Consider the following 25,242-nt stretch of genomic DNA (forward strand, 5'->3'; position numbering starts at 1 on the left):
GCATCTACCGAGAGAACATACTTAAGGTTCCCCGACAGTTATCAGAGTTGATATAGGGTCTCGGTTACTCTGAGAGCTGGTCTATCAGTTCGTCGAGAACCGCGTCAGCACTGGCGAGGTTCGTCGCCAAGGGCGTGCCGTGAACGTCGCAGATACGGAGTAACGCCGTAATGTCCGGTTCGTGCGGCTGGGCCGTCAATGGGTCCCGAAGGAAGATGACGCCGTCGCACGTCCCGCTGGCAATCTCAGCACCGATTTGCAGGTCGCCGCCGAGCGGCCCGGACTGCTTGCGCTCGATATCGAGGCCCGTAGCGTCGATGAGTCGCTGTCCGGTCGTCCCCGTCGCCATGAGTTCGAACTGTTCGAGGTCGTCTTTCCGGTTCTCAGCGAATTCGATGAGGTCGGGTTTCTTCTCGTCGTGAGCAATGAGTGCGAGACGCATAGGTTGACTCGTTCGAGGGACGTGATGAATCTTCGGCCTAGCCGTGGGAGAAACTCGCCGCCCCTGGTGGAAAAGACTGCAATCAGGCAGTAAATTGAACCAGTGTCGTGTTGCGTTCGCCACCAGTATAGACGAGTCGGACCGACTCACCGTCCGACGCAGAGACAGACACTGAGTCGCCTTGCTCGACGGACCCATCACCGTCTGCGAGGGACGCCCACGACTGTTCACGTTCGCCAACGACGACGGTCAGTTCGGTCGCCGAAATCGATTCACCGCCGAGGTGTTCGATGCGTACTGTCCCGTCGGAGACCGACGACGTAAACGAGGCTTCGGGCGACTGCTCGACGTTTTCACCCATCCCAAGGACGAACGTCCCGACGATGGCAGTCCCGAAAACAGCGCCGACAAGTGCGAACAAGAGACCCGCAAGAACGACAACGAGCACGATGACTTTGCCGACGGTACTCAGGTTTGAGAATCGTGTACGAAGACTCACACGAGTTGCTGCAGCGGGGTGATGTATAAAATCCTCGGGCAGGAACCAGAACCGATAACGGACGCGTCCGTTATTTGAAGCGGAACGTTTCGAGGTTCTTCGGCGCGAACGTGCGCATGTTGTAGTTGTGGTAGAGCGCCGACGAGAGGTCCTGAACAGAGCGCTCGTCACCGTGGACACACAGCACCTTCTCCGGGCGCGGGTTCATCGTCTTGACGAAGTTTTCGAGACCCTGCCGGTCGGCGTGACCGGAGAACCCGTCGACCGTCTCGACATCCATCTTGAGTTTGAGCGTGCTGGAGCGGCCTCTGCCGTCGTTGTCGTTGACGGGAATCTCGTCCCACCCGTTCTGGATACGACGACCGAGCGTCCCCTGTGCCTGGTAGCCGACGAAGACGAGACGGGAGTCCGGGTCGGGACCGATGTGGCGAAGCCACGACATGATGGGACCGCCGGTGACCATCCCTGAAGTCGAGAGGATAATCGCCTGGTCGCCGTCGGCGACCTCCTGTCGCTCTTCTTCGCCGCCGTCGATGTGGTTGAACTCCTCGGCGAGGAACGGGTTTTCGTCCTCGTGGAAGATGCGGTCACGCAGGTCGTCGCGGAGGTACTCGGGGTAGGTCGTGTGGATGGCCGTCGCCTCCCAAATCATCCCGTCGAGGTGGACGGGCATGCTCGGAATCTTCCCAGATCGCATCGCCTCTTCGAGGACGAGCATAATCTCCTGTGACCGACCGACTGCGAACGCCGGAATGACGACCTTGCCACCGTTCTCGTAGGTCTTGTTGATGACGTCAATGAGCGTCTGCTCGGAGTCTTCCTGGTCGGTCTGGTAGTCGTTGCGGCCACCGTAGGTCGATTCGAGGACGAGCGTCTCGACGCGCGGGAAGTCGTTGACGGCACCGTTGAACAGGCGCGTGTCCTCGTAGTGGATGTCGCCGGAGAACGCGACGTTGTAGAGTCCGTCGCCGATGTGGAAGTGCGTGACTGCCGAGCCAAGGATGTGGCCCGCGTTGTGGAAGGTGAGTTTCACGTCGGGCGCGATGTCGGTCACGTCGCCGTATTCCAGCGGGATAGTGTGCTTGATGGCCTCGCGAACCATCTCGGACTCGTACGGCGGGGCACGGCCTTCCTTGGACGCAACGTCGAGGTAGTCGAGCGTCAGGAGACCCATGAGGTCACGGGTCGGTTCGGTCGTGTAGATGGGGCCGTCGTAGCCGTACTTGAACAGAAGCGGAATGAGTGCGGAGTGGTCGAGGTGAGCGTGCGTGAGGACGACGGCGTCGAGCGAGTTCGCACCCGACCCAAGCGCCTCGGGGACCTGTAGATACGGCACGTCGTCGGAACCGGGCTTGTCGCCGCAGTCCACGAGAATTCGCGTCTCGGGCGTCGAGACGATAAAGGAAGCGCGCCCGACTTCGCGGCAGCAACCAAGTGTCGTGATGCGAACCCACTCGTCGTCCGACAGTTGCTCGCGGTGAATCTGTCGTCCAGTGCGTTCGAGAATACGGCGGCGGTCTTCGCGTTCTTGCTTCAGGAAGTTACGGACGTTCGAGACGGTGGAGGACTCAATCGGAGGTGTGCGGACGACTTCGGGTGTCCAGCCGACTTGCTGTGTAATCTCTCGGAGCGTCGACCCATGTCGGCCGATGACCATCCCGGGCTTTTCGGCTTCGATGACGACTTCGCCCGTGTCCGCGTGGAAGTCGAGGTCGGTGACGCCCGCTTCCTCGGGAATGACGTTGAGAATCTTGGGTTCGGCCTCGCGCGGGTCCGACAACACGTCGGGGTCCGGGCGAACCGTGATGCGTTTTCGGAGTTTACTCGCCAGTTTTCGGATGAGGTCACCGTTCTTGGCGAATCGCTTGGGGTCACGCGTGTAGACGACGAGTTCAGGACCCTCGTACTTCACGTCGGAAACCGAAATGTCGCGTGGGAGTTCGTTCGTAATCTCTGCTTTCAGATCTTCGAGTTGTTTATCTACTGAGCTCATAGTTACGAGCAATCCGCCCGGTCCAGCGCCGGCGGACTTCGGGAACCGCTGCCTCAGGAGCGCGGCCGCGAGACTCTCCACACGTGGTGGTGCCAGTCTCGGGCAACTGCGGAGAGAGCATAGTGAACTGAATACGGTGGTATCTCGACTGCGGGAAGAGGCAGGGAAAACCCGCTTATGCGACCCTACCACATCGTCAGTATAAAACCCTTCGCAAAACCGAAGCACATCGGCCCCAATCGGGGTAACATGGAACTCACACCGGCGGCCGTCACCGAGGAGCATCGGTGGGTTCGAGACCGGGCGGACGACATCGTCCCGCTCATCAACGAGACGCGCGCCAAACTCGGCGACCTATTCGACACTGACGTTGGGACTGTCGACGAGGACGCATACCGCACGGCCGTAGACGAAGTGTTCGCCCGCGGCGACGTGGCCGTCAACGTCGCGGCCTACGTGCGCATCCTCCGCGACCTCGACGTGGAAGACGACTACCCCGGATTCGTCGTCGACGAGGTTCTCGGCCGACGATTGGCGGCGACTATCGCGGGCGGCGACCCACTCGGTCTACTCGCGGAAGCCACGTTTCACTTCGCGGACGTGGCGGTCCACACCGACGGTCCCGCGGGGCAAGACGACCTAGACGCCGCGCTGGCGGCCGGATTTCAGACGCGACTTCCCGGATGGTCGTGGCAAGAATACGAGAGTCCGTTCGATAGTCGGCTGTAGTCGATGCGAGACGCGCAGTAGTCAGGTCGGAGAAGAGGACACGCACAGTAGTCGGTCGGGCCGAAAGGACACGCACAGTAGTCGGTCGGGCCGAAAGGACACGCTCGGTAGTCGGATTCAGTCAGAAGGGTTCGCACGTCGGGAAGGAAACCGAGACAGCGATGTTCGACTACGAATCAACCGTCACCGGTTCGACCGGATGAGTCCGGTCGAACTCGTCGTCGAGTTCGCAGACACGGTCCCGTAACGCCCCGACGCATTCGTCGCATGCGGTCACGTTCGAGAGGACGCCGTCTTGGTACTCGGCGATGACCGCCCGTGGAGTCCGTCTCGTCAGTCGCTCCGGACCCATCCGTCCGACGCCTTTGACGACTGGGTCGCCTAATCCCGGAAGTCGTTCGCCGTGGAGAACTGCCCACCGCGCGAACGAGGTAACCCGGTCTCGGACCTTCCGCTCACGGGGAGACAACTGCCCTGAGAGGTCCACGTAACGGTTCCATCCCTCGACGGAGAAGCCGTCTATCACACCGCGGGTCTCCGCATCTTCCAGTCGGTCGATAACCGTCTCGAACTCGTCGCGCTTCCCACACGGGACCCAAAGTTCGACCCGGACCGACCGACCACCCCCACGGGGTCGCTCACTACTCCATACTGTGTCTATTGCTGACATGCCACCACCATTCAGTGGTACGGCAGCACACGATATGTAACTATGTGTCCGTCAGAGCAAGCGACAGTCGGTGGGGATTGGTGTTCCTACGGACATATTTTGACTCGATTATGAGTAATAGTGTAGACGGCCGCCCCCTTCGGGGCGTTTAAGGGTTCGCTACGGCTATCGATGGGCAATGAGCGACGAGCAGGAACTTGGAATAACCAAGTCGAAGGAGTACAACACCGGCGAGTGGTACGCGGAGGTCGTCCGCAAAGCGGAACTTGCGAACTACGGCCCGGAGGGCATGAGCGGCTTTATCGTCACTCGCCCGCGCGGGTACGCGCTGTGGGAGGCGGTCCAGAACTTCCTCGACAGCGAGTTCAAGAAGACCGGCGTCCAGAACGCCTACTTCCCACTTCTTATCCCCGAGAACTACCTCGAACGCGAGAAGGACATCGTCGAAGGCTTCGACCCCGAAGTGGCGTGGGTCACCCACGGCGGCCACGAGGAACTCGAAGAGCGCCTCGCAGTCCGACCGACGTCCGAATCCATCATCGCGCCGTACATGGCGCAGTGGGTCCGAAGCCACCGTGACCTCCCGCTTCGCGTGAACCAGTGGGCCTCGGTCATTCGCTGGGAGGCGACCGAGACCAAGCCGTTCTTCCGCACGAAGGAGTTCCTCTGGCAGGAGGGCCACACCGCCCACGCGACCCGCGACGACGCGTGGGACGAGACGATGACGCGCCTCTCGCAGTACCAATCTCTCTACGAAGACGTTCTCGCAATTCCGGTGCTTCGCGGTGCGAAACCCGAACACGACAAGTTCCCCGGTGCCGACACGACCACGACCGTCGAGGCGCTCATGCCCGACGGTAAGTCCGTACAGGCGGGGACCTCCCACTACCTCGGTACCTCGTTCGCCGAAGCGTTCGACATCACCTACACCGACGAAGCCGAGGACGAACAGCCCGCACACACGACCTCGTGGGGGCTCTCGTGGCGTTCGCTCGGCGCGCTCATCATGACCCACTCCGACGACCAGGGTCTGGTTCTCCCGCCGACTATCGCACCCGAACAGGTCGTCATCGTTCCTATCTGGCAGGCAGACACACAAGACAAGGTCCTCGACTACGCCGAGGGAATCGTCGCCGACCTCGAAGACGCTGGCGTCCGCGTCGAACTCGACGACCGCGACGAGCGCAATCCCGGCTTCAAGTTCAACGAGTGGGAACTCAAGGGCGTCCCCGTCCGCTTCGAAATCGGCCCGAACGAAGTCGACGACGAAGTCGTCACTGTCGTTCACCGACCCGACGGCGAGACAGTCGAACTCGACCGCGAGAACATCGCCGAGGCGATTCACGACGAGTTCGACGAGGTGTACGCCAAACTCTACGCCGCCGCCGAGGAGAACCTCGAATCGAACGTCCGAGAAGCCAGTTCGCGCAACGAGATTCTCGGCACCATCGGTCAACACGGCGGCTACGTGAAGGCCCCGTGGTGTGGCGACGAGTCCTGCGAAGCGGAAATCAAAGACCAGATTGCCGCGGAAATCGTGATGGTTCCCCTGAACGACGAGGACGCAGAAATCCACGACGGCGAAGACTGCGCCGTCTGTGGCGAGTCCGCAACGGAAACTGCATACTTCGCTAAATCGTACTAAACAACTCGTAGAGCGGTTCTACACGGTCTTTTATATATTTCGTCGTCCGTCGAATTAACTTTAGTGTACATACCAACACTCAATACATCCTTATATGATATTGTAACACCCTTATGGTTTCAGGAAAAGGGGCTTATGTTGGTAGTGAATCTTTGGGAGCATGACCAAGCCACACATAGACGCACCCTCTGTTCGTCACGGGTTGGCCGACCCAACTGACGAGCGGTCGAACTGCGGCGTTGGGGCCGTCGTAGACCTTGAGAACGGCGCTTCGCACCGCGTCGTCTCGGACGGTATCGAACTTCTGGAGAACCTCGAGCACCGCGGCACCACTGGTGCCGAGGAAAATACCGGCGATGGCGCTGGTATCTTGCTCCAGCGACCGGACGAATTCTTCGAGGCAATCGTCGAAGACGAACTCCCCGAACTGTACGCTGTCGGGTCGGTCTTCATGCCGACCGACGACGAGGTTCGAGAGCGCGTCGCAGCCGTCTTCGAGGAGGCGCTCTCTGAACACGGCTTGTCGGTCTTCCACTGGCGCGACGTTCCGACCGACAACTCGGGACTCGGCGCGACTGCGTTAGAATCCGAACCCGATGTCTGGCAGGTCTTCGTCGAACCCGACGAAGACGCGGCGGCTGCGGACGACTTCGAAGCGGACGACTTCGACCGCGCACTCTACGTCGGGCGTCGCGCGGCCGAGAAGGCTGTCGAAAACCTCACCCTTCCCGGTGCGGGCCGGTTCTACGTCTGCTCGCTCGACCGCAAGACCATCGTCTACAAGGGACTTCTCACCGCCGAGCAACTCCCGAACTACTACCCCGACCTCTCCGACGAGCGGATGGTCTCGGAACTCGTGCTTGTTCACGCACGCTTTTCGACCAACACGCTCGGCGCGTGGCACCTCGCCCACCCGTACCGGCAGGTCATCCACAACGGCGAGATAAACACCATCCGCGGCAACGTCAACTGGATGCGCGCCCGCGAGACCGACCTCGAACACGAGGCGTTCGGCGCGGACCTCGACACGCTCAAGCCCATCACGAAGGCCGACCAGTCCGACACCGCGAGCGTCGACAACGCGGTCGAACTCCTCTTGAAGGGCGGTCGCGACCTGCCGCACGTCCTCCGGATGCTCATCCCCGAGGCGTACCGCAACGACGATGCGATGAGCGACGAGCGCCGCGATTGGTACGACTTCCACGCCTCGCTTGTCGAACCGTGGGACGGTCCCGCGCTCGTGGCGGCTACCGACGGCGACCGCATCGCGGCCGTCCTCGACCGCAACGGACTCCGGCCGTGTCGCTACGAAGTGACCACCGACGGTCGCCTCATCGTGGCTAGCGAAGTCGGCGCGCTCGACACCGACCCCGCCGAAATCGAGACGCGCGGCCGTCTCCGTCCGGGCGAGATTTTCATGGCCGACCCCGAGGAAGGCCGCGTTATCCCCGACGCCGAGGTGTTCGACGAACTCACCGACGAGAAGTACGGCGAGTGGGTCCGCGAGCAACAGCGCCACCTCGACGACATCACCGAGGACGACGACCCCACCTCCCGCGGTGAAGTCGAGAGCCTCCGCGCGGCGCAGGCGTCGTTCGGCTACACGCACGACCAACTGAACCACATGATAGAGCCGATGGCCCGCGACGGGAAGGACCCCGTCGGGTCGATGGGCGACGACACGCCGCTTTCGGTACTGTCGGACCTCAACCGCCCGCTCTTTACGTATTTCAAGCAACTCTTCGCGCAGGTGTCGAACCCGCCTATCGACTACATCCGCGAGAAGTTGGTGACGAGCCTCGAAGCCCGCCTCGGCTACCAGCGCAACCTGCTCGACGAGTCGCCTGACCACGCTCGTCAACTCGTCCTCGATTCGCCCGTCATCACCGACGCCCAGACGGCGGCCATCAAGGACCTCGACGGCGACATGGAAAGTACCGTCGTGGACATCACCTACGAGCGCGGTACCGACCTCCGCGAGGCTATCGAGGCTGTCCGCGACGAGGCCAAGGCGGCAATCGAAGACGGCGCGGACATTGTCGTCCTCTCCGACCGCAACGTCGGCGCGGAGCGCGTGGCCATCCCGAGTCTCCTCGCAACGGGCGCGGTCCACCACAGCCTCGTCCGCAACGGCCTGCGCAACCACGCCGGGTTGGTCGTCGAATCCGGCGACCCTCGTGAGGTTCACCACCTCGCGACGCTCGTCGGCTACGGCGCGGGCGCGGTGAATCCCTACCTCGCCTACCAGACCATCGAGGACATCGTCGCCGGTCCCGACGGGGCCGACCCCGCCGAGGCCATCGAGTCGTACGTCCACGCGCTCGAAGACGGCCTCCTCAAGACGATGGCCAAGATGGGCATCTCGACGGTCGAGAGCTACCGCGGTGCCCAGATTTTCGAAGCGGTCGGTCTCGACTCCGACTTCGTCGCCGAGTACTTCGAAGGCACCGAGATTCGCACCGAGGGTATCGGTCTCGACGAAATCGAGTCCGACCTGCTGACGCGCCACACCGCCGCGTTCGGTGCTGACCCCGAACTCGACCGGCAAGGAGAGTTCGAGAACCGCTCCGGCGGCTTCCACCACGGCTGGAACCCCCAGACCGTCGGGACGCTCCAGCAGGCCGTCCGCGCCGGCGACTACGAGAAGTACACGGAGTTCGCCGAACTCGTCAACGACCAGTCCGAGCAACTCCAGACGCTTCGCGGCCTCCTCGAATTCAACTCCGACCGCGAACCCGTGGACATCGACGAGGTCGAATCCGTCGAGTCCATCGTCAAGCGCTTCTCGACGGCCGCGATGTCGCTCGGCAGCCTCTCGCCCGAGGCCCACGAGAACAACTCCATCGCGATGAACCGCATCGGCGGGAAGTCCAACTCCGGCGAGGGTGGCGAACCGCCGGAGCGCTTCGGCACCGAAAAGGAGTGCAACGTCAAGCAGGTCGCATCCGGCCGCTTCGGCGTCACCTCGGACTACCTCTCGTCGGCCGACGAGATTCAAATCAAGATGGCGCAAGGCTCGAAGCCCGGCGAGGGCGGCCACCTCCCCGGCAAGAAGGTAAACGAGATGATTGCCCACGTCCGCTACGCGACGCCGGGCGTCGGTCTCATCTCGCCCCCGCCGTTGCACGACATCTACTCCATCGAAGACCTCAAGCAGCTAATCTTCGACCTGAAGTCGGCCAACCCCGACGCCGACATCAACGTGAAGCTCGTCTCCGAGGCGGGCATCGGCACCATCGCGGCCGGTGTCTCGAAAGCCAAGGCCGACGTGGTCCACATCTCCGGCCACGACGGCGGGACCGGTGCGTCGCCGAAGACCTCCATCAAGAACGCGGGTCTCCCGTGGGAACTCGGCCTCGCCGAAGCCAACCAGATGCTCCGTGCGACCGGCCTGCGCTCCCGTATCCGCGTCTCCGCCGACGGCGGGATGAAGACCGGCCGCGACGTTGCCGTCGCCGCCCTCCTCGGCGCTGAGGAGTACGTCTTCGGGACGGCATCGCTTGTCACCTCGGGCTGTGTCATGGCCCGCCAGTGCCACGAGAACACCTGCCCGGTCGGCGTCGCCACGCAGGACGAGAACCTGCGCCGCCGCTTCCCCGGCCAGCCTGACCACGTCATCAACTACATGACGTTCATCGCGCAGGAACTGCGCGAAATCATGGCCGAACTCGGCTTCCGCACGGTAGACGAGATGATTGGCCGTCCGTCGGTCCTCCGCCAGCGCGAGACGGACCACGAAAAGGCAAAGCACCTCGACCTCTCGGCCGTCCTCGCGGAACCCGACTCCGGCGCGCGTCGGAAGACCGAAGAGCAGACGCACGCGGACGTAGACACCCACATCGACCACAAACTCATCGACGAGGCGAGCGCGGCCATCGACGACGGCGAACCCATCGTCATCCGCCGTGACCTCTCGAACGAGGACCGCGCCGTCGGCGCGATGCTCTCGAACCGCATCTCCAACGAACACGGTGGCGAGGGCCTGCCGGACGACACCATCCGGTGTGAGTTCTCCGGCGTCGCCGGGCAGACGTTCGGCGGCTTCCTCGCCAACGGCATCACGATGCGTCTCACCGGAGCCTCGAACGACTACGTCGGCAAGGGCCTCTCGGGTGGTCGCATCGTCGTCCAGACGCCCGCCGAGGCAAACTACGACGCCGCCGAGAACATCCTCATCGGCAACGTCGCACTCTACGGCGCGACGCAGGGCGAGTGCTACGTCAACGGCGTCGCGGGCGAGCGCTTCGCCGTCCGCAACTCCGGCGTCAAGGCCGTCGTGGAAGGCGTCGGCGACCACGGCTGTGAGTACATGACCGGCGGCGTCGTCGCCGTCCTCGGTGAGACGGGCCGCAACTTCGCCGCAGGCATGTCCGGCGGTGTTGCCTACGTCTACGACCCCGACGACGAGTTCGCCGCGAAGGCGAACACCGGCATGGTGACGCTCGAAGACGGTCTCGACGAGTCCGACGAGGAGATGCTCACCCGCCTCGTCGAGAACCACCTCGCGTACACCGACTCCGACCGCGCGGCGGAACTCCTCGACGACTGGGACGCCGCTCTCGGCGACTTCGTGAAGGTGATGCCCGACGCCTACGCAGCGGTCATCGAAGAAGACGCTCGGCAGGACGTTCGCTCCGAACTCCCCGAACACGCGGGCGCAGTCGTCGACACCGGTGTCGAGAAGGTCGGCGCGGCGACGACGAGCGACGACTGAACCGCTCGCTTCGACTTCTCCCGCTTTTTTGACACTCGCCCGAGAGCCGCTGGTATGCCCCGCGAGTACGACAAACTCGTCCGCGACGACATCCCCGGGATAATCCGCGAGTCGGGAGAGACGCCCGTCACCCACGTCGCCGAGGGTGACGAGTTCGACCGCAGACTCGGTGAGAAACTGGTCGAAGAGGCCGAGGAGTTCGCCGAAGACGGGAGGTTCGAGGAACTCGCCGACGTGTTCGCCGTCATCGACGCGATTCTCGACCGTCGCGGCGAGGACTGGGAAACGGTCGAAGCGATGGCCGACGAGAAGGCAAGGAAGCGCGGCGGGTTCGAGGAGGGTATCGTCCTCGAACGCGTGGAGTAACCTCTGCTGTTTGTCACGCGAGACGCTGCGGAATCCGCCGCCGGTTCTCTCACGTTTTTCACGCCACGTGCCTTCGACCGAGACATGGACTCTGCACTCGTCATCGGCGGCACCCGATTCATCGGCCGCCACCTCGTCTCGGACCTCCTCGACCACGACTACGACGTGACCATCTTCAACCGCGGGAACCACGACAACCCCTTCGCCGACAACCCACGCGTCCAGCACATTCAGGGCGACCGGACCGACGACGAAGCGCTCCGCACGGCGAAACTGACGGTCGAACCCGACGCCGTCTTCGACTGCGTGGCGTACAAACCGCACGAGGTTGCCTCCGCGGTGGACATCTTCGCCGACGTGGACGCCTACGTCTATATCTCCAGCGGGGCGGCCTACGGAGCGGAGGAGATTCCGAAGCGTGAGGGCGTCACCCCGCTGTCCGGGTGTACGGACGAGCAGGCTGTCGACGACTCGCCGGAAAGCTACGGCCCCCGAAAGGCCGAGGGGGACCGCGTGGTCTTCGAGGCGGCCTCGCGCGGAATCAACGCGATGTCGGTTCGGCCGTGTATCGTCTACGGGCCGCACGACTACACCGAGCGACTGGACTACTGGATAGACCGCGTGCTGAACCACGACCGCGTCGTGGTCCCCGGCGACGGAACGAACGTCTGGCACCGCGCCTACGTCGAAGACGTGGCCAGCGCGATGCGCGTTGTCGCCGAGGAGGGCGAGGCGGGCGAAGCGTACAACGTCGGCGACAGACGACTCGTAACGCTCGAAGAGATGGTCGAGGTCATCGCCGACGCGGCGGGTACAGACGTGGAAGTCGTCCACGCGGGCGAGCGCGAACTCGACGCGGTCGGTCTCGAACCGACCGACTACGTACTCTATCGGGAGTATCCGCACGTCCTCGCGACGAACAAACTCGCCAGTCTCGGATGGGAATCGACGCCGGTCGAAGAAGCGATGCGCGGGTCGGTCGAGTCGCACCGAAACAGCGACCGAGATGGGTCGGAACACGACCCCGGCCGCGACGCCGAAGCGCGCGTGCTCTCGATTCTCGATACGCTCTAAACCGAGGTTGCGACTAAAAACGGCGGGGAGTTCGAAGACGACGTGCCGTTAGACCAGAGAATCGGCGTCGTGGTCCATCTCCGGAACCTCGTCTTCTAACCACTCGCGGAACCACTTGACGCGCTTGAGTCGCTGGTGAGCGAGACTCTGACCCCGCTCGGTCACGAGTCGGCGGGAGGCGTCGAGGCCGCGCTGGAAGACGCGTTCGACCATCTCGGCGGCGTCCATGTGCGTTCGCGCCTCGTAGCCCATTCGCAGGAGCATCAACGCAGTCCCGTTGGCACCGATTTTGTCGAGGATGTCCGCCTCGATGAGACACCGCATCTCCAGGGAGACATCCATGAGCGACCCCTGAAACGAGTGGTCAGTGATGATTTGGCAAACCTGGTCGACGAACGACGCCGGGTAGTCGCCGCGGGTCTCCAGATATTCGCGGGCGACGCGGGCACCCTCTTCGGCGTGGACCTCCTGTTCGGCTTCGAGTTTGGAGATGTCGTGAAAGAGTGCTGCAACCTTGACCACGTCGACATCGGCCCCTTCGTGTTCCGCGATGTCGGTGGCGAGGTCCACGACGTTCAGGATGTGGTTGAAGCGGTAGTCCGCGGAGTGCCACGGGTACCACCGCATCCGGCCGCCGTCGTCTTCGTTCTCGACGCTGGCGGCGAGATAATCCGAGACGAATCGCTTCATCTCGGCGAATTCCGCATCGGAGACGGACGACTCTTTTATCTCAACGCCCACGGTGACACCTCCGTGGGAGATGGCTCGTATGTATTCTCATTATACCGAATGAGGACCGTTTTACTCTTAGGCGTTACGACACCCCAACTCCCCGAATTGCCGTTGTCGACCGAACTCGGCGCGTCTCTCGGTTGCCCTCGGTACTGTGTGACACTCTCGAATCCGTAAAATACGCGCTTCTGAGACACCCGCCATAACCCGCTCTCTTCGGGGGCACACAGTACAATCCACACCCCAGAGTTACACCTAACTCCGCTCGACACGTGATTCCCCTGTGACCGACGCACGCTATCTCGACGACGCCGAACGACTGACGTTCGAGGCGACGGTGGACGCGGTCCGGGGAACCGACCGCGTCGTCCTCGACCAGACGTACTTCTACCCGACCGGTGGTGGCCAGCCACACGATACAGGCGTGCTCTCGACGGGCGAGACGGAGTGGACGGTCACCGACGTTCGGAAGCGCGACCGAATCGAGCACGTCGTCGATGGCGACGCCCCAGAACCGGGGACGACTGTGACTGGACACATCGACGCCGACCGCCGTCGGGCGCACATGCGCTATCACACGGCCCAACACCTCCTCTCTGCGGTGCTCCTCGACGAGTACGACGCCGAGACGACCGGTAATCAACTCTACACCGACCGCGCACGCCTCGACTGCGCTTACGACCGCTTCGACGAGTCGGACCTCCGCCACATCGAGTCGCGACTGAACGAGTTGGTCGACGCGGACCTTCCGGTCCGGTGGTACACCCTCGACCGCGACGAGGCGGAAGCGACCCTCGACCCGGAGCGAACCCGCTTGAACATGCTTCCCGACTCGATTCGAGAGGTTAGAATCGTCGAAATCGGAAACGAAGACGACTCAATCGACCGAACTGCATGTGCGGGCACGCACGTCGCCTCCACGGGCGAGATTGGAACGGTCGTGCTCACTGGGCGCACGACACAAGGATCTTCACACGAGCGCGTCGAGTTCGTACTCAAATGAACGTTCGGCAGGTCATTCCGAAAGACGCCATCCCGAGCGTGGACGACCCGCAGTTCGTTGCGTCGTACGACGGCCCGGCAGACGACGAAGTCATCGCGCTCAACATCAATGGCACCGCCCGCGCGTACCCGATTCGCTACCTCCACTACCACGAAATCGTCAACGACGTACTCGGCGACGTTCCCGTCGCTGTGACGTGGTGTCCGCTCTGCGGGAGCGCCGTCGTGTACGACCGCCGGGTCGACAACCACACGCTCGAATTCGGGGTCTCCGGCAAACTCGCGGACGACGACCTCGTGATGTACGACCGCGAAACCGAGTCGGAGTGGAAACAGTCGCTCGGCGAGTGCATCACGGGACCGCTTGCGGGCGAGTCGCTGACTGTCCTCCCCGCCGCCGTGACGACGTGGGCCGCCTTCGAGGAGGCAAACCCAGACGGGCGCGTCATGGCCCCGCCGGGCGGCCGGAGCGAAGCCGCTGGTGAAGGTGACGACCCCGAACCAATCGATTACGACCTCGAACCGTACGAGCGCTACTTCGAGATGGATGGCTTCGGTCTCGGCGCGCACCGCGGAACCGGCGGACGGGCGTGGAGCGCCGACGAACTCGACGGTATCGGCCCCAAGGATGTCGTGCTCGGTCTCGAACGCGGCGGCAAAGCGGTCGGTGTTACCGCCGAGGCTGTCGAATCCGCGGGCGGCACACTCTCCCTTGACGTTGGCGACGACCCCATCGTCGTCTTTTCGACCGACGCCGGTATCCACGCCTTCGCAAATCCCGGCTATTCGTTCGACTCGGTCGGCGACGGCCGGACGTTCGACGCTGACGGAACGCGGTGGGATGGTGCAACAGGAGTCGCCGAGGACGGTCGCTCACTCAACCGCGTTCCCGCCAGACGACTGTTCGCCTTCACGTGGTACGACGACCACGGAGTCGAGGCATTCTACGAAGGCTGAGCAGACGACTGCTACACCGAGTGCGAGGTCGTGGTCGTCGCCGCCGGTTCGCACACCCACCCCTCCCGAACCGGGACGAGTTCGTACCCCGCCTCGCGAAGGAGGTTCTTCGCCGCCGACTCATCGTATCTCCCCCGAGCGTCGTGGCGTTCGAAGTACACCGTCGGCCGGTAATCGCGCAGGACTGACTCCGCCCCCCGGAGGACGTTCACCCCGTAGCCTTCGACATCTATCTTCAGGTGGTCCGGCGGCGGGACCGCATCGGAATCGACCAGCGAGTCGAGACTCCGCATCGAAACCTGTGCTGTATCGACGACCTGTGCCTCCCACGCGCTCGCGTGCGCCGACGAGAACGACCCCAACTCGTCGTAATTCGACAGGTGGAACTCCCGCGTCTCGTCGGCGTCGCCGAGTCCGCACGTCAGGATTCGAACTCGGTCGTCGAACGGGTTGGCCTCGACGTTCGCCTGAAGTTGGCTGGCGACATTCGGATTCGGTTCGACCGCGACGACTTCGACCGACGGTGCGTCCGCCGCCGCTGCGAGTGTATAGGTCCCCGTGTTGGCACCCACGTCGACGACGACATCCCCGTCGTCGAGATTAAGCAAGAGTGCTTGGAGGAGCACGTCCTTTCCGTGGCGGTTGAACAGTTCGTAACTGCGGAATTTCGTCTGTCCAACCCGCTTTGTGGTCGCAATCAGTCGGCGCTGGTAGTTGGCGCGGACGAGCGCGTAATGGAGCAAATAGCCGTAGTGTCGCAGTGTCGAAAGCGGGTGACGGAGAGACACCTTACTTGGTTGTCATTGGGTGAGAGTAAAAATTGTTCGTTGGGTGTGGGGTCGAAATCCCCGGCGTGCCCAAAGATAGGTCGCACGCAAGGCTCGTAAGCAAAGGTAATTATGTCACCTCCGCTTGCTGTCAATCAGATGGAAATATGTGGTGAGTATGGCGGGTGGACAAAAACCTCAGACAGTGTTGTTGCGATTGGTACGCTCGCAGTCAGCGTCTGGATGTTCATCGACGGAAATACCCTCACCAGTATTTCGCTCTCGCTTTTCAGTGCGATTGCGGTGTTACGACTGCAGTCACACGGTGTTCGTGAATGGACCGACGAACACACGTGGCTCTTTTTGGTGCTGTTGACGCTCCTTTCCCTCCTCGCAATTGCCGGGGTCTATCCACTGGAACCGCTCCCGCAGAGCACGTAACAATCACTCGCCTAGCGGGTGGCACGGTCTACAACCAAGGAAAAAGCGAATCAGACCGGTGAGTATCCTTACAGTGATTTGGACTATCCGAGATTGGTGGTCGTTCCGGGCGGATTCGAACCTCGGTCGCTATCGCTCCCTGCTTCGAATCCGCGTTGTGACTATTTGCTCGTCACGTTGTTCCTCGCAAAATAGTCCCAGGCGGATTCGAACCGCCGTCAGCGGCTCCAAAGGCCGCTATGATTGGCCACTACACCATGGGACTTCGCTCACTTCGTTCGCTTGCCCCACGTATCTCGCAATCCCTTCGAGATTGCTTACCACCATGGGACTTCACTTGCTCCGCGTACGACTGCGGAACTTCGCACTTTCAGGTAGCGAGGTGACGACACAATAAGCTTACTTTTCGAGTCGTGCGGTTCAGTCCCATATTCGACGGACGTGACTGGATTGCGACGGAGAACGTCACGCACGGTCTTCGACACCTCACAGACAGACACACTCGCTCGAAGACCTCTTAATCACCAACTCGTTTCTCACAATCTTGGAACATCTGTACAATAATATAGCCACTCGGAACCACCATTCACCTGTGAGCACATCATGACTGGCTATGCAATCGTCCTCGAATCCGCACGGCTCGAACGGCTCCAAGCAGTTGGCAACATCGCGGCCATCGCCGCCGCGTCGGAGGTCCCAGTAGATATCTTCGCAACCATGGGCGGCCTCGAAGCGTTCGACAACGAGCGCATGGCGTCGATGGATTACGAAGTTGGCGAAGTCGGCCGCGCGATGATGGCCGCCGAAGACGTTGAGATGCCGATGTTCTTCGAGAGCATCGCGCAAGCGAAGGAAATCGGTCCGCTGCACGTCTACGCCTGTGAACTATCCATGGACATGCTCGGGAAGACTCTCGACGACTACCACGAAGTTTTCGACGACGTACTCGGCGTCTCGGGCTTCCTCACCCACGCGGAAGACAAGCAGGTGATATTTGTCTAAGCGGCCTCCGATGACCACCGACGGCCACCCGCACTGTTGTTCGAACAACCCACACAACCACACCACGACAATGACCGAATCCATCCACCCCGACGTGACAATCGACTCTCGCGGCGCGACCTGCCCCGGTCCGCTTATGGACCTCATCGGTAAGGTCAAGAAACTCGACGCGGGCACCGTCGTCGAACTCATGACGACCGATAGCTCGTCCAGCCACGACGTGCCCGAGTGGGTCGCCAAGGCCGGCCACGAGACGCTCGATATCGTCGAACACGAAGACGAGGGCTACTGGTCCGTCTTCATCGAGACCACGAAATAGCGCCCGCGTCACCGCAACCACCCGTGTCGCTCGGCCGCGAGGCCGAACCGAACCCACTTCACTCACAACACTATGACAGAACGAATCGTAATCGTCGGCGGCGGCACGGGCGGGTCCGTCCTCACCAACCGCCTCACCGACGACCTCGTAGCGGAAATCGATGCCGGCGATGTCGAGGTGACGCTCGTCAACGACACGCCGGAACAGACGTACAAACCGGCGTTCCTCTACGTCGCCTTCGGGAAGAAGACGGTAGCGGAAGCCCGTCGCCCGCTCGCTGACCTCGTCGACCACCGGCGGGTCGAACTCGTCGTCGACCGCGTCACCGGAATCGACACCGAGCGCAAGCACCTCGAACTGGCTGGCGACGACAGTGGACTCGACTATGACCACCTCGTCCTCGCGACGGGGGCAAACCTCGTCCCCGACGAGGTTCCCGGCTTGAAGGAGGGTGGCCACCACTTCTACGCGCCGGACGGTGCCGAACGCCTCCGCGACGCGCTTGCTGACTTCACTGAGGGGCACCTCGTCCTCTCGGTCATCGGCGTGCCGCATATGTGTCCCGCCGCGCCGGTCGAGTTCGTCCTCATGGCCGACGCGTGGTTCCGCGAGCGCGGCCTCCGCGACGACATCGACATCACGTACACCTATCCCATCCAGCGCGCTCACGGCATCCAGTCCATCGCGGAGTGGGCGACAGCGACCTTCGAAGAACGCGACATCAATCTGGAGACGTTCTTCAACGCCGAGGAAATCGACCCCGACGCGAAGGTCATCGAGACGATGGAAGGGACCGAACTCGACTACGACCTCCTCGTCGCCATCCCGCCGCACACGGGAAGTGACCTCGTGACCGACGCGGGTCTCGGCGACGACGGCTGGGTCGCTGTCGACAGACACACCCTCGAAGCTACGAACGCCGAGGACGTGTACGCCATCGGCGACGTTGCCGACCTGCCGACCTCGAAAGCGGGGAGCGTCGCACACTACGCGGCCGGAACGGTCGCCGACCGCATCGCAAGTCGCGTCCGCGGCCTCGTCCCCACCGAGACCTACGACGGCAAGACCATCTGCTTCATCGAGAGCGGGATGGACGAAGCCACGTTCGTCGAGTTCGCCTACGGGGACGAACCAGTGGTCCGCGAGCCATCGCAACTGCTCCACTGGAGCAAACTCGCGTACAACGAGTCCTACTGGCTGACCGCCCGGGGGGTCATCTGAAGTGGTTCGATGAGCGATTCGAGCACTCCCCCAGACGAGAACACCACGAACGAGGTGACAGAGATGGACGCACCAGAGACACAATCCGAGTCGACCGAGACCGAGGCACGCAAAGCGCTTGAAGCCGCTGTCGAAGCGCATCCCGAGGAAGTTGTCGCGTTCGTCGAGCGGTTGGGCCTCGTAAACGAACTCCTCGACACGACCCAGTTAGCAACCGCCGCGATGGACGACGAGATGGTGACGAGTCTCGCCGACACCTCGTCGCTCCTCCTCGAATCGGCTGACGGCCTCGCCACTCGTGAGACGGCTTCACTCGCAACATCGGTGGGGGAAAACGCCGAAGACCTAGAGAGCGCCCTACAAACGCTCGTCCGCCTCGAACAGACCGGTACGCTCGACGAACTCGCACAGATTGCGGACGCCGTGACGCTACTTACCGCCGCGATGGACGACGAGATGGTGGCGGACCTCGCCAAGACTGGGAGTTCGCTCGGCGAAGTCGCTGACACGGCGAGCGACCCGGATACGGTCCGCGCCATCCAGACGATGCTGCGCGGGATGGGCGAGGCCGGGAGCGAACCACCGAAACGGACCGGCACTATCGGTATGGTTCGGTCGCTCCGCGACCCGGAGGTCCAGCGCGGGATGCACTTCCTTCTCGCGCTCGCACGCGGAATCGGCAGCGACCTCGACAAACACGACGAGGAGCGTGCATAGCACCCACGCTCCCGTGACCACGGTTCAGTTAGCCGAGGAAATCTACCTCGGTGCGCTTTTCCGCTCGTTCGGCTTCGAGATGGTCGCGGAACTGCTCGACTGGCACGGCACTCTTTTCGCGTTCCTGACGGTCTCGAACTGACACCGTTCCAGCGTCTGCCTCGTCGTCGCCGACAATCAGCATGTAGGGGACGCGGTCTTCGTGACCTTCGGCAATCTTCCGGCCAATCGTCCAGTCACGGTCTTCGACCTCCACACGGAAGTCCGATAACTCCTCGGCAACCTCGTGGGCGTACTCGTGGTGTGCCTGCGAGAGAGGCAGGATACGGACCTGTTCCGGGGCGAGCCACAACGGGAAGTTTCCTTTGAAATGCTCGATGAGGACGCCCATGAAGCGTTCGAGGCTTCCGAGGAGTGCGCGATGAATGGCCACCGGGCGGTGTTCCTCGTTGTCCTCGCCCACGTAGACGAGGTCGAGTCGCTTCGGGATGTTGAAGTCGACTTGAACCGTTCCGATAGTCCACTCCCGACCGAGTGCGTCGCGGGCGTCGAGCCCTATCTTCGGCCCGTAGAAGGCGGCTTCGCCCTCCTCGACATCGTATTCGATTCCCTCGTGGTTGAGAGCGTTCCGAAGGGAGTTCGTCGCGGTCTCCCAGATTTCGTCGCTGCCAATCGCGTCGTCGCCTTTCGTCTCGAGTTTGTAGAGGACTTCGAGGTCGAACTGTTCGTAAATTTCTTCGATTACTCGAACCGTCTGCCGAATCTCGTCTTCGATTTGGTCCGGGCGGACGAAGGCGTGGCCGTCGTCCTGCGTAAGGCCCCGAACCCGGAGCAGTCCGGATAGCTCACCCGATTGCTCGTTCCGATAGACCGTCCCGAATTCGGAGTACTTGAGCGGAAGGTCGCGGTAGGAATGGCGTTCGTTCCCATAGATGTGGGCATGGTTCGCGCAGTTCATCGGCTTCAGGCCGTACTCGGTGTCGTCTTGCTCCCACGCGAACATCTCGCCTTCCTCTTTGAAGGCGTCGTAGTGGCCCGTCGGCTTCCACAACTCGGCTTTGTTGAGTTCAGGCGTCCAGACCTCCTGATAGCCGAGTTCCTCGTTCTTCTCTCGGATGTACGCCTCTAGTTCGCGGCGGATGGTCATGCCCTTCGGATGGTAGTGGACACACCCCGGCGAGTAATCGCGCACCGAAAAGAGGTCCATCTCGCGGCCGATTTTCCGGTGGTCGCGTTCGTTCGCCTCACGACGGTGTTCCAGAAAGTCTTCTAACTGCTCTTCGGACTCGAACGCCGTCCCGTAGACTCGGGTGAGTTGCTCGTTCGCCTCGTCGCCCCGCCAATACGCGGCCGAGATATCGAGCAACGCGAACGCCCCAATCTTCCCCGTCGACCCGACGTGCGGCCCCTGACAGAGGTCGTACCAGTCGTCCTGTCGGTAGAACGAAACCGGATCCTCGCCCGCGGCCTCGGTCTCCAGAATCTCTTGTTTGAACGGATTGTCCTCGTACCGCCCGAACGCCTCCGCTCGGTCCAGATGGATGCGCTCCATCTCGTAGTCGGACTCGACGATGTCGGCCATCTCTGCTTCGATGTCGTCGAGGTCGTCGCGGTCTAATTCGACGCCGTGGATGTCGTAATAGAACCCGTCGTCCGTCGGTGGACCGATAGCAAGGTTCGCCGCCGGAGACAGTCGCTGGAGCGCCTGTCCGAAGACGTGGGCCGCGGTGTGTCGCAGACAGTCGAGATACTCGTCGCTCGAGGAGGTGACGATTTCTACCGCCGCGTCCGCGTCCAGTGGCGTCGCCTTGTCGACGAGTTCACCGCCCACAACGCCCGCGACGGTGTCTCTCCCGAGACCGGGTCCGATTTCGTAGGCGACCTCCTCGACGGTCGTTCCCGTCTCGACTTCGAGTTCGGAACCATCTGGGAGCGTTACCACTATCTGTCCGTGTTCTTGGCGTGACATGGTCGAAAATCGAGGATGGTGGTGACTAGGTGTGCGGGCTCAGACCCGGCGTGTAAAGCAGCCACCAACCATCATTTCGTCTTCACTTTGAGACGGAGCTTGATAAACGTATCTGGGGTTCAGCGTGGTCCCGCTGGTGCTCGTCGCCGACAGAGACTCGGGGCCGTGAAAACGAGGACAGTCTCTCGGAGGCGCGTTAGTCCGCGACTTCCGTTTCAGTTTCCGCTTCGGCGTCGCACACGCCGAGGTACTTGCAGGCGTCCGTCTCCGGGTCGAAGCAGTCCGGGCACTCCGACTTCCGGTCGATGATGGTGTCGAGTCGGCCCGCAATCATGTCGTCGATGACCGGTTCCAGTTCGCGGGCTTCCGCGCGGAAGTCCTCGACGTCGAGGACGTTCGAGAGGAACCGCTCGATGATGCAGTACGTCTGGAGCGCGTCGCGAGCCTGTACGATACCGTCGTCAGTGAGCGAGACCCCTTTGTACTTCTCGTGTTCGGCGAGTCCACGTTCTTCGAGTTTGCCAATCATCTCGTTGGCACTCGCCGGACTCACGTCCATCTTGTCCGCGAGCGCACCCGTCGCCGCCGGGCCGTTTTCTATCTGCTGCAGCAGGTAAATCGCTTTGACGTATTGGTCTGCCGTGTTCATTGTGTCACTCGCGCCCTTCCATGATTCGCGTTACCTCTTCCACACCATCGGCTTCCTCCTCGCGAATCTCCGAGAGCGTCGCGACGAGTTCTTCGCGGTCGATGGTAAACTGTGCATCACTCGCCTCGATGGCCTTGATAACGTCGTCGTAGAACTTGTAGGCCGTCTCCTCGTTGCAGAGTTGGTCGTAGAGGACGCCGTCGAAATCCTCGGGTTTCGTCTGGCCGTACTGCGCCTCGACGAGTGCCTCGATTTCCTCGAAGGGAACGCTGTCGACATCGAGTCGGTCGATAATCTCTTCGAGGCGCTCTCGGTGTTCGTTCGACTCCTCGGCGGCGTGCGAAAGCAGGTTCCGAATCTCCTCGTCGAGGTCGTCGTCGCCCATCTCCTCGTGGTGGTGATAGGCACGGGCTTCAACGACTTCTTCGAGGACGATTCCGATCTGCAAGAGACGCGCGAGTTGGTGGTCCGATGTAACTTGATATCCGACACTCACGCGAGACACCCCTGATTCGAGCGCGATACCTCGTTCATGTCACAGCATCTGTGGGGGATTGACTTAACTCCTCCACGTTTTGCACTGCGCGTCTCCTGCGGTCGCTCACGGGACAGTCTGCTTAGAGCGAGAGCGTCCGCACTGACTGCGTCTCTCAGCCGCAAAAGAAAACAGAAGTCGAAGGTGAGATGTGCTTACTTCAGGCGCGCGGCGATGAGTTCTTCGAGGTCGTCGCGGAACTCGTCGACTTCGATTTCGTCGAGGACGGGGACGAAGAAGCCTTCGACGAGCATGTTGCGGGCCTGCAGTTCGGGGATGGACCGAGAGACCATGTAGAAGAGGTCCTCTTTGTCCACCTGCCCGACCGTCGCGGCGTGCGACGCTTCGGTGTCGTGGTTGTGGATGATGAGCTTCGGTGACGCGTCTGCCTCGGACTCGTCCGAGAGCATCAGCGTGTTCTCACGCTGGTAGGAGTTCGTACTCCACGCGTCGCGGCCAACGTCCTGAACACCCTCGTAGACCGAGCGGGCCTCGTCGTCGAGGACGCCGCGGGTCACGAGGTCTGCGGTCGTGTTCTCGGCTTGGTGCCAGACGCGAGCGTTCACGTCGAAGTGCTGGTCGTCGTGGCCGAAGAACGCGCCGACGATTTTCGTCTCGGAGGCGTCACCGTTCAGTTCGGTCTCGATGTCGCTGCGGGTGAGTCGAGAGCCGAGGTTGCCTTCGATCCAGTTGATGGTGGCGTAGGTGTCTGCGTCACCGCGCTTGAGCGTGTACGTGTAGGTGTCCTCGTCGAGGTTCTGGAGCGACCCGTACTGGACGTACGAGTTCTCGCCAGCGGCGATTTCGACGAGGTTCGAGAAGTACCGCTCTTCGTCGGCGTCCTCGCCGGAGGCGATGCTCTCGAGGATGGTGACCGACGACGACTTCTCGGTCACGACGAGCGTGTGGCTAAAGAGCGACCGAGAGTTCATCTCGGCGCGAACCTTCACGTCCTGTGCGTCGACGCCCTCGGGGACGTAGACGAACGTGCCCGTGGTGAACAGGGCGGCCGACAGCGCCGTCAGGTAGTTCTCTTCGAGGTCGATGACGGAGCCAAATCGTTCCTCGATGAGGTCGCCGTACTCGTCGAGCGCCTCCGTGAAGGGGAGGACGACGACATCGTCGGGTGCCTCGCGAACTGTCTCGTCGGACTGGTTCAGCGGGTCGACGAGCGACTCGAAGTCGAGGGCTTCGAGGTTCGTCCACCGACGGCCGGGCGTCTGGATGACATCCGGCAGGTCGAGGTCGTCGAGCGCGTCGAGGGCCTCGAGGCGGGCCTCGAGGAGCCACTCCGGCTCGTCCCGTGCGTCCGAAATCTCTCGTACTGTCTCTTCAGACAGGTTTGCGGGAAGTTGCGCACTCATTGGTTATCCGAGGCTCCCCTCCATCTCGAGTTCGACCAGTCGGTTGAGTTCGACTGCGTACTCGATGGGCAGTTCCTCCGTGATGGGTTCGATGAACCCGGAAACGATCATCTGCTTTGCGTCGTCGTCGTCGAGACCGCGCGACTGGAGGTAGAACACGTCCTCGTCGCCGATCTTCCCGACGGTCGCCTCGTGGGCAACGTCCACCGTGGACTCGTTGATTTCCATGTAGGGCATGGTGTCCGAGGTGGACTCGTTGTCGAACATCAGCGCGTCACACTCGACCGCGGTCGAGGAGTTCTTCGCGCCGTTGGCGATGTGGACCAGACCGCGGTAGTTGGTGCGGCCGCCGTCCTTCGAGATGGACTTCGACTCGATGGTCGACTTCGTCTCGGGAGCGTTGTGGTAGACCTTCGCGCCGGTGTCGATGTTCTGGCCCTCGCCCGCGAAGGCGATGGTGATGTGGTTGTCGGACGCGCCGCGACCCTTCAGGATGGACGCGGGGTACAGCATGGTGGCCTTCGAGCCCATCGACCCCGAAATCCACTCCATGCGGCCGCCCTTCTCGACGATTGCGCGCTTGGTGTTGAGGTTGTACGTGTTCTTCGACCAGTTCTGGACGGTCGAGTACTGCACGTGCGCGTCCTCGCCGACGAACACTTCGACGCCGCCGGAGTGGAGGTTGAACGCGGAGTACTTGGGTGCGGAACAGCCCTCGATGTAGTGGACTTCGGAGCCCTTCTCCGCGACGATGAGCGTGTGCTCGAACTGGCCCATCCCTTCGGAGTTCATGCGGAAGTACGCCTGCACCGGCATGTCGACCGTCGTGTCTTCGGGGACGTAGACGAACGACCCGCCGGACCAGATGGCACCGTGGAGTGCGGCGAACTTGTTGTCGCTCGGGGGGACGCACTTCGTCATGAAGTACTCCTTGACGATGTCTTCGTGTTCCTGGACCGCTTGGTCCATGTTCATGAAGACGACGCCTTTCTCCTCCCAGCGCTCCTGCATGTTCTGGTAGACGACTTCGGACTCGTACTGCGCGCCGACGCCAGAGAGCGCGTTCTTCTCTGCTTCCGGGATACCGAGTTTGTCGAAGGTGTCCTTGATGTCGTCCGGCAGGTCGCGCCAGTCGTCGACACCGCCGCGCACTTCCACGTCGGGGCGGATGTACGGGACGATCTGGTCGACATCGACCTCGGAGAGGTCGGGCTGGCCGGGCCAGTCGGTCGGCATCGGCATCTTCTGGAACTGCTTGAGGGCGCGGAGACGCCGCTCGAGCATCCATTCGGGTTCGTCTTTGTCTTCGGAGATGACCCGAATGGTCTCTTCTGTGAGACCCTTTTCGGCCGCGAACGCGGCCTTCTGCTCCTTCTTGAACTCGAAGCGAGCTTCGGTGTCAGTCTCTTTGAGGTGGTCTTGTTCGGAACTCATG

Annotated in this window: 23 protein-coding genes and 1 tRNA gene; 12 read left to right on the forward strand and 12 right to left on the reverse strand. The window is 62.2% G+C overall.

The genetic code is table 11. From position 1 onward, the window contains the following. Window positions 1-64 precede the first annotated feature (64 nt). The 3 genes from ACH9L7_RS08535 to ACH9L7_RS08545 form a co-directional block, all read right to left on the reverse strand. Window positions 65-442: a methylglyoxal synthase gene (locus ACH9L7_RS08535; protein ID WP_396610297.1), complete on the reverse strand. Its 378-nt coding sequence runs from the start codon at window positions 440-442 to the stop codon at window positions 65-67. Between the two features lie 82 nt (window positions 443-524). Then, window positions 525-941: a type IV pilin N-terminal domain-containing protein gene (locus ACH9L7_RS08540; RefSeq protein WP_396610298.1), complete on the reverse strand. Its 417-nt coding sequence runs from the start codon at window positions 939-941 to the stop codon at window positions 525-527. Between the two features lie 70 nt (window positions 942-1,011). Further along, window positions 1,012-2,934: a beta-CASP ribonuclease aCPSF1 gene (locus ACH9L7_RS08545; protein ID WP_396610299.1), complete on the reverse strand. Its 1,923-nt coding sequence runs from the start codon at window positions 2,932-2,934 to the stop codon at window positions 1,012-1,014. A gap of 249 nt (window positions 2,935-3,183) precedes the next feature. On the opposite strand from ACH9L7_RS08545, the gene ACH9L7_RS08550 reads away from it, so the two are divergent. Continuing rightward, the gene (locus ACH9L7_RS08550; RefSeq protein ID WP_396610300.1) at window positions 3,184-3,663 is read left to right on the forward strand and encodes a hypothetical protein; all 480 of its coding nucleotides are present in this window, start codon (window positions 3,184-3,186) and stop codon (window positions 3,661-3,663) included. Window positions 3,664-3,832: 169 nt separating this feature from the next. Here ACH9L7_RS08550 and ACH9L7_RS08555 read toward each other — a convergent pair whose 3' ends face one another. Beyond that, a complete protein-coding gene (locus ACH9L7_RS08555; RefSeq protein ID WP_396613250.1) occupies window positions 3,833-4,324 on the reverse strand; it encodes an HTH domain-containing protein in 492 nt (163 codons plus the stop codon). A 187-nt stretch (window positions 4,325-4,511) separates the two neighbouring features. Here ACH9L7_RS08555 and proS point away from each other — a divergent pair, with 187 nt between their 5' ends. The 4 genes from proS to ACH9L7_RS08575 all read left to right on the forward strand — a co-directional run bounded on the left by proS (window position 4,512) and on the right by ACH9L7_RS08575 (window position 12,132). Then, entirely contained in the window at window positions 4,512-5,978 is a 1,467-nt protein-coding gene (gene proS / locus ACH9L7_RS08560; protein WP_396610301.1) for a proline--tRNA ligase, read from the forward strand. A gap of 160 nt (window positions 5,979-6,138) precedes the next feature. Further along, window positions 6,139-10,692, forward strand: coding sequence for a glutamate synthase large subunit (gene gltB, locus ACH9L7_RS08565; protein WP_396610302.1), 4,554 nt, complete (start codon window positions 6,139-6,141; stop codon window positions 10,690-10,692). A gap of 54 nt (window positions 10,693-10,746) precedes the next feature. Continuing rightward, window positions 10,747-11,058, forward strand: coding sequence for a hypothetical protein (locus ACH9L7_RS08570; protein WP_396610303.1), 312 nt, complete (start codon window positions 10,747-10,749; stop codon window positions 11,056-11,058). Between the two features lie 84 nt (window positions 11,059-11,142). Next, window positions 11,143-12,132 (forward strand): NAD-dependent epimerase/dehydratase family protein, encoded by a 990-nt coding sequence (locus ACH9L7_RS08575; protein ID WP_396610304.1) that lies wholly within the window; start codon window positions 11,143-11,145, stop codon window positions 12,130-12,132. 48 nt (window positions 12,133-12,180) lie between these two features. Here ACH9L7_RS08575 and ACH9L7_RS08580 read toward each other — a convergent pair whose 3' ends face one another. Then, complete coding sequence (locus ACH9L7_RS08580; RefSeq protein ID WP_396610305.1) at window positions 12,181-12,873, reverse strand: HD domain-containing protein; 693 nt, start codon at window positions 12,871-12,873, stop codon at window positions 12,181-12,183. A 274-nt stretch (window positions 12,874-13,147) separates the two neighbouring features. On the opposite strand from ACH9L7_RS08580, the gene ACH9L7_RS08585 reads away from it, so the two are divergent. Both ACH9L7_RS08585 and ACH9L7_RS08590 read left to right on the forward strand, forming a co-directional pair. Continuing rightward, window positions 13,148-13,867 carry an alanyl-tRNA editing protein gene (locus ACH9L7_RS08585; protein WP_396610306.1) on the forward strand — a complete coding sequence of 240 codons (720 nt, stop codon included), beginning with the start codon at window positions 13,148-13,150 and terminating at the stop codon, window positions 13,865-13,867. After that, window positions 13,864-14,823 (forward strand): DUF3179 domain-containing protein, encoded by a 960-nt coding sequence (locus ACH9L7_RS08590; RefSeq protein WP_396610307.1) that lies wholly within the window; start codon window positions 13,864-13,866, stop codon window positions 14,821-14,823. The genes ACH9L7_RS08585 and ACH9L7_RS08590 overlap by 4 nt, the downstream gene beginning before the upstream one ends. An 11-nt stretch (window positions 14,824-14,834) precedes the next feature. Here the strand turns inward: ACH9L7_RS08590 and ACH9L7_RS08595 are convergent, their stop codons facing one another. Next, the gene (locus ACH9L7_RS08595) at window positions 14,835-15,611 is read right to left on the reverse strand and encodes an FkbM family methyltransferase (RefSeq protein WP_396610308.1); all 777 of its coding nucleotides are present in this window, start codon (window positions 15,609-15,611) and stop codon (window positions 14,835-14,837) included. Between the two features lie 138 nt (window positions 15,612-15,749). On the opposite strand from ACH9L7_RS08595, the gene ACH9L7_RS08600 reads away from it, so the two are divergent. Beyond that, window positions 15,750-16,031, forward strand: coding sequence for a hypothetical protein (locus tag ACH9L7_RS08600; RefSeq protein WP_396610309.1), 282 nt, complete (start codon window positions 15,750-15,752; stop codon window positions 16,029-16,031). A 192-nt stretch (window positions 16,032-16,223) separates the two neighbouring features. On the opposite strand, the gene ACH9L7_RS08605 is transcribed toward ACH9L7_RS08600, so the two are convergent. After that, window positions 16,224-16,296: transfer RNA gene (locus ACH9L7_RS08605), tRNA-Gln, on the reverse strand. 338 nt (window positions 16,297-16,634) lie between these two features. On the opposite strand from ACH9L7_RS08605, the gene ACH9L7_RS08610 reads away from it, so the two are divergent. The 4 genes from ACH9L7_RS08610 (at window position 16,635) to ACH9L7_RS08625 (ending at window position 19,290) form a co-directional block, all read left to right on the forward strand. Next, entirely contained in the window at window positions 16,635-17,033 is a 399-nt protein-coding gene (locus ACH9L7_RS08610; RefSeq protein ID WP_396610310.1) for a hypothetical protein, read from the forward strand. A gap of 70 nt (window positions 17,034-17,103) precedes the next feature. Continuing rightward, window positions 17,104-17,352: a sulfurtransferase TusA family protein gene (locus tag ACH9L7_RS08615; RefSeq protein ID WP_396610311.1), complete on the forward strand. Its 249-nt coding sequence runs from the start codon at window positions 17,104-17,106 to the stop codon at window positions 17,350-17,352. A gap of 72 nt (window positions 17,353-17,424) precedes the next feature. Beyond that, complete coding sequence (locus tag ACH9L7_RS08620; RefSeq protein WP_396610312.1) at window positions 17,425-18,573, forward strand: NAD(P)/FAD-dependent oxidoreductase; 1,149 nt, start codon at window positions 17,425-17,427, stop codon at window positions 18,571-18,573. A gap of 9 nt (window positions 18,574-18,582) precedes the next feature. Further along, window positions 18,583-19,290: a DUF1641 domain-containing protein gene (locus ACH9L7_RS08625; RefSeq protein ID WP_396610313.1), complete on the forward strand. Its 708-nt coding sequence runs from the start codon at window positions 18,583-18,585 to the stop codon at window positions 19,288-19,290. A gap of 28 nt (window positions 19,291-19,318) precedes the next feature. On the opposite strand, the gene thrS is transcribed toward ACH9L7_RS08625, so the two are convergent. The 5 genes from thrS to sufB form a co-directional block, all read right to left on the reverse strand. Continuing rightward, window positions 19,319-21,259, reverse strand: a complete 1,941-nt coding sequence (thrS, locus tag ACH9L7_RS08630) for a threonine--tRNA ligase (RefSeq protein ID WP_396610314.1) — start codon at window positions 21,257-21,259, stop codon at window positions 19,319-19,321. Window positions 21,260-21,455: 196 nt separating this feature from the next. Further along, on the reverse strand, window positions 21,456-21,908 hold the full coding sequence (locus ACH9L7_RS08635) for a metal-dependent transcriptional regulator (RefSeq protein ID WP_396610315.1): 453 nt from the start codon (window positions 21,906-21,908) through the stop codon (window positions 21,456-21,458). A gap of 4 nt (window positions 21,909-21,912) precedes the next feature. Then, window positions 21,913-22,404: a ferritin-like domain-containing protein gene (locus ACH9L7_RS08640; RefSeq protein ID WP_396610316.1), complete on the reverse strand. Its 492-nt coding sequence runs from the start codon at window positions 22,402-22,404 to the stop codon at window positions 21,913-21,915. A 194-nt stretch (window positions 22,405-22,598) separates the two neighbouring features. Then, window positions 22,599-23,807 (reverse strand): Fe-S cluster assembly protein SufD, encoded by a 1,209-nt coding sequence (gene sufD / locus ACH9L7_RS08645; protein WP_396610317.1) that lies wholly within the window; start codon window positions 23,805-23,807, stop codon window positions 22,599-22,601. Window positions 23,808-23,810: 3 nt separating this feature from the next. Continuing rightward, window positions 23,811-25,241 (reverse strand): Fe-S cluster assembly protein SufB, encoded by a 1,431-nt coding sequence (gene sufB, locus ACH9L7_RS08650; RefSeq protein WP_396610318.1) that lies wholly within the window; start codon window positions 25,239-25,241, stop codon window positions 23,811-23,813. Between the last annotated feature and the right edge of the window lies 1 nt (window position 25,242).

The organism is Haloferax sp. S1W, from assembly GCF_044593955.1.
Taxonomy (GTDB): Archaea; Halobacteriota; Halobacteria; order Halobacteriales; family Haloferacaceae; genus Haloferax.